At 43.9% G+C, this 4529-nt stretch carries 3 protein-coding genes; 2 read left to right on the top strand and 1 reads right to left on the bottom strand.

What is annotated here, in order from left to right; translation table 11 throughout:
- Both QTN94_RS19115 and QTN94_RS19110 read left to right on the top strand, forming a co-directional pair.
- Window positions 1-2964 (top strand): hemagglutinin repeat-containing protein (locus tag QTN94_RS19115; protein WP_331428547.1); only part of this gene is annotated, 2964 nt, incomplete at its 5' end.
- A gap of 5 nt (window positions 2965-2969) precedes the next feature.
- Window positions 2970-3347 (top strand): hypothetical protein, encoded by a 378-nt coding sequence (locus tag QTN94_RS19110; protein ID WP_331428546.1) that lies wholly within the window; start codon window positions 2970-2972, stop codon window positions 3345-3347.
- On the opposite strand, the gene QTN94_RS19105 is transcribed toward QTN94_RS19110, so the two are convergent.
- A complete protein-coding gene (locus QTN94_RS19105) occupies window positions 3337-3888 on the bottom strand; it encodes an RNA 2'-phosphotransferase (protein WP_331428545.1) in 552 nt (183 codons plus the stop codon). The genes QTN94_RS19110 and QTN94_RS19105 overlap by 11 nt on opposite strands.
- Window positions 3889-4529 lie beyond the last annotated feature (641 nt).

Genomic DNA, 4529 nt, shown 5'->3' with positions numbered 1-4529 from the left:
CAAGCGCTCCAAAAATCAACGAAGAAACTTAAACAAGCTGAGCAAGACTATAAACAGTATAAGAAAGGTTTGGATTCTCTAGAGTCGACACTCGCTACACTAGAGCAGGAGTACGCAGATAAGAAGCCGGGGGTCACCTTTGCAGACATCGAAGAGCTGCGCGACCTTATTGCTCAAGTCGAGAGTGATGAAGCCTGGTATATTGCTGGCGTGGCCCTCGCCACGGAAGATGTGGTGTCCAAAACCACCGGTCTTACCCAGCAGACCGCGGCTCTTGCCACCAGTGTTAGCTCGTGCACATACTGCTTTGGCTTTAATGCTGGCCTACAGCTCGATATCGAAGCCAGTAAAAACAGTTCAAGTTCTCAGCAAACCACATCAACGGGCTCCACTCTCAGTGGTCAGAACATTGTTATCACTGCTGGCAATAACGAGGGTGACCAACTCAACATTCAAGGTTCGCAGATTGCCGCCAATGATGGTCTATCCCTTGCTGCTAACGAAATTAATCTGACCGCATCGAAAGACACGTTGAACATCAAGTCTGAAATGGAATCAGGTCAAATCAGCGCGCAGATGACCGTCTTTGGTGCATCCACTGGTATCAACGTCAATGCGAGTTATAACCGTAATCAAAGCACTTCGGCGTCAACCACCCACAACAATACCCTATTGAGTGGCGATACCATCTCGTTGACGTCTAACCAAGACACCAATATTAAAGGGGCAACGGTCACCGCTGAGAGCTCGCTTGAGGCCAATATCGGCGGTGACTTAAATATCGCCTCTGTCCAAGACCGTTACACCTCAAACAGTCAAGGCGCGGGTATCAGTGGCGGTGTCTCTTTAACGGGAGGCCAGACATCAGATGGTACAGGCAGCTTACCCCAAGGGGTCTTAACCAGCATGGATGGCGCTGGCGAGCTGACCGGGACAAACGGAGGCATTAACGCGTCAAACGGCCGCACGAGCAGTAAGCAAACCGTCCTCACCAGCCTGACCTCGGGGGGCGACGCCAACATCACCGTCGGCGGTAACACTGATGTGACAGGCGCACTTATCGCCACCATTGACGAGCAAGGTAACGACATCGGTAAGCTCAACCTCACCACCGATTCGTTAACCTACGCTGACCTGTCTAACACCCATTATAGCCAGAATCAAAGTTTGGCAGTCAATGCAGGTTATGGCATTAAACAACCGACTGAGTCAGGTTCGGAACCCGCTCAGTCTACTCCGAACAACACCAGCAAAGACGACAGCAAGTTCAATTCGAGCTCATACCAGTACACCAATACCTCAAGTTACGACAAGGGTAAGACGCTGGCAACCATCGGCCAAGGCACGCTGACCATTTCTGATTCTGAGGCTTCCAATGACCTCACAGCCCTAAATCGCGACACCGAACAAACAGAAAAAGACCTGTTCAAGGTTGACCGTATTCAAGGCAACGTGGATGTTACGGTTGATCATCGACTGCTGACCGAAGAGGGCAGAAATCAGATAGCTGAAGATATTCTGATCACTGATATGTTTCGTGAAAGTTTTGAACGAGCTATCACCACTGAGCGTGTTGGGATTACTGACTTTTTCGATGAAACAGGTAAACAGCTTAACATTTACAACGCTGTCAAGCAGAGCATTGCAGATGATCCAAGCTTAGCGGCAAAACTACAAGATCCTGACCTTACAGCAGAAACTAAAGAGCAGATGTTGGATCAGCTCACTCATGCAGCGATTAAGTCACTGGGGTATGACGCAGAGGGTTATGGAAACAAAATCATCGCGAAGGATGATGATGTTCGCCAGGGCTTCTATTCTGAGGAGACAGGTGATTCGTACATCAATGACCACAATATCTATGATACAGAAGGTTTAGTAAATGTAGCTGGTCATGAAATGAGTCATGCTATTGATGACCAATCTGGAGATGTGAACAAGTACTCTAAACAGGATAGAGAGACCTATGCAGAGAACATTGGCTCAGACTTTGTTGACTACACGGATACAGCGTTAGGTGTTAATGGTTATGGAAGCATGGCGAGTACGAATAACCATGTTGGAAATTCAGGTAAGACAGTAACTAATAACAACACAGTATATGACCAGCTCGATAAAAATAACGGTGATAATGCAATACCTCTTATAGTAGTTGGAGGTATTGCATTAGAGTTAATAGATAAAGGTATAACAGCATACGAAGCATATAAGCTAGAAGAAGCCTTGTCCGAAGGTAGGACCGATGAGGCGAAGGAGTTGGCCACTGACTTGGGAGTTGGCTTTGCAACAGAAGCTATTCCAGGTAATAAAATAGCCATCAAGGTAGTTGGTGCAGTAAAAGATGCGGATAAAGCTGATACCGTAAAAGATCTGAATCAGTTGTCTAAGATCGGGGATGATATTAGCAGTGACGTCAGTAAAATTACTGTTACCAAAAATGCTGACTCGAGTGCTGGTGCTGTAGTTGAGAGTACCACAAAAGCTCCAGGGACAGGAGGAACGGATAAGTCAGTTGGTGATTTAGCTAACGCACCTCCAGAAGTTACTATTGCTGAGTTAAATCCAACGGAAATATCATTCTCTCAAGCAACAGTCGCCTATCAAAAGAAAGGCGCAGCACTTAACTACGACGAACTTGTCCAATCAATGAGACGGGATGGATGGCAAGGTGAGCCAATAGATGTTGTAAAAATGCCCGATGGCGCGCCAACAAGTGCAGATAATACGAGAATACTCGCTGCACGCGAAGCAGGTATAAGCGTGAAAGCAAAAATTAGAAATTATGATGAGGCCATATCACCAGAGCAAGCTAGGCGATTCAAACTAGATGGTGAACTTCCTAAAACATGGGGAGAAGCTATTGAGTTCAGAGTGAAGAAGCAAGCACAAATGCCTAATGTAGACAAAACGTGGTCAGAAACATTCCCAAATGGTTCGATCTACGATCCAGATATAACGAGATGATATTGATGCAGAAAAAATTTAATCGTTACCCAGCAAGACTTTTACCTGAAAAGTTCAGCTATCCAGAGAAATATATTAGGTTATCAGAACAAAATGACTTACCTAGTGAGTTTGTTTGGTGGTTTGAGGACGCTAATGCAGAAAGTGGCAAATTAGCTTGGGAACTGAGGTTCACTTATAAAGATTGGCTAAACATAGGTGAGCGAAACTTAATTCCTTTCGCTCAATTAAATGATGATGCTGCCTTTTTTGATGGAGATGATACAAAAGGTAACCCAAATGTTATTGTTATTGATCTAGGCAATAAACAGCGCTCATATGAGCTTCCAGATTTTGAGTCATGGCTAGATGATGCATTAGAGGACTCTGGTATTAAGAGATGATAAATTCTGACGATACCTTTTCTGTTAACCACACATCATTTTTAGAAATGTAAAACTCATGGCCCTGTTGGTACATCTCTAGGGCCTTTATTTTCAAGATAATAGGATGACCGTACCTTTTCCCTACCGCAGTAGCAGTTTCAATGTCACTAGAAAGATGAACATGAAGACGTTGCTTGGATTTTAGGCCTTCATTGAGAATGCTATCTAAAAATCGTGTGGCTGTTCCGTGGTAAAGATATCTTGGCGGTATTGCTTTTTTAAGTTCTACATCTACATTTACAGAATGTCCTTGATTGGCACGAATACATTGACCGTTCTCGGATATTGCAAATCGCTTTTTATCGCTGGTAGTAACAATTTCATTGATGATTTGTTTATCAAGAGAGTTAACTTCCCCAGATGAATTAGCCTTAGCTATAAGATCGTCAATATCAGCCCAGCCATTAGGATCAAGTGAGAGACCAATTGCTTCTGGTTTATGACGTAACACATAGCTTAGAAACTTACTTAATTGGTTTAGTTCTTTAGACGTATTCATCGAGGATGTACCACTTATGCTTTGATGAAGTAATGATACTATCTACTTGATGTAATGTGAAAAAATTACTTGCTTACCATCCACCACACCCACAGAATCCTCTCTCGCCACCAGAAACAGCAAATTCCAACGGTATCAGCCACGGGAATATATTGTTAAACTCTGCAGCACACTCTGCAGTACATAGCACATACAGCACATATAGCACATATAGCACATATATAGCACATAACAAGGACAGGCACCATAAAGAATATTGACCAGCAAGTCGTTGTCCTATCCATATTTTCAGCCTACATAACCATCACTCATGAACTTACTGATGGTTTTATTGGCTATTAGGACGAAAAATGCGAAGTGAATAATTGATGCGGCGTAGCAAAGCAATCGCGCGGTAGGCATTTTAAATGCTGAGTTGATTCAGGTTCACTCAATTTGAAAGGCGTGCACCCTTTGTCTATTCAAATTAGGCTTGAAGTGGTTCAGAGTGTGGCGTGACGCTATGTAAAACACACGCTTAGATTCTAGCTGAGTAACGACCTTTAACCATTCTGACTGAGAAAAGGATAGCCGCTGTAAAATTGGTGGGAGCTTTCTATTTATACTCGCTTTTCCCTGCCTGAATTGCCTCGCACTCCAGT

Origin of the sequence: Vibrio sp. M250220, assembly GCF_036533795.1 — a bacterium.
Classification (GTDB): Bacteria; Pseudomonadota; Gammaproteobacteria; order Enterobacterales; family Vibrionaceae; genus Vibrio.
The sequence above is the reverse complement of the archived record's forward strand: the minus strand, read 5'-3'. Positions and strand labels throughout refer to the sequence as shown.

Bases quoted from the DNA above. Each gene is read 5' to 3' on its own strand.
- QTN94_RS19110 (WP_331428546.1), top strand. From the start codon at position 2,970: ATGCAGAAAAAATTTAATCGTTACCCAGCAAGACTTTTACCTGAAAAG.
- QTN94_RS19105 (WP_331428545.1), bottom strand. From the start codon at position 3,888: ATGAATACGTCTAAAGAACTAAACCAATTAAGTAAGTTTCTAAGCTAT.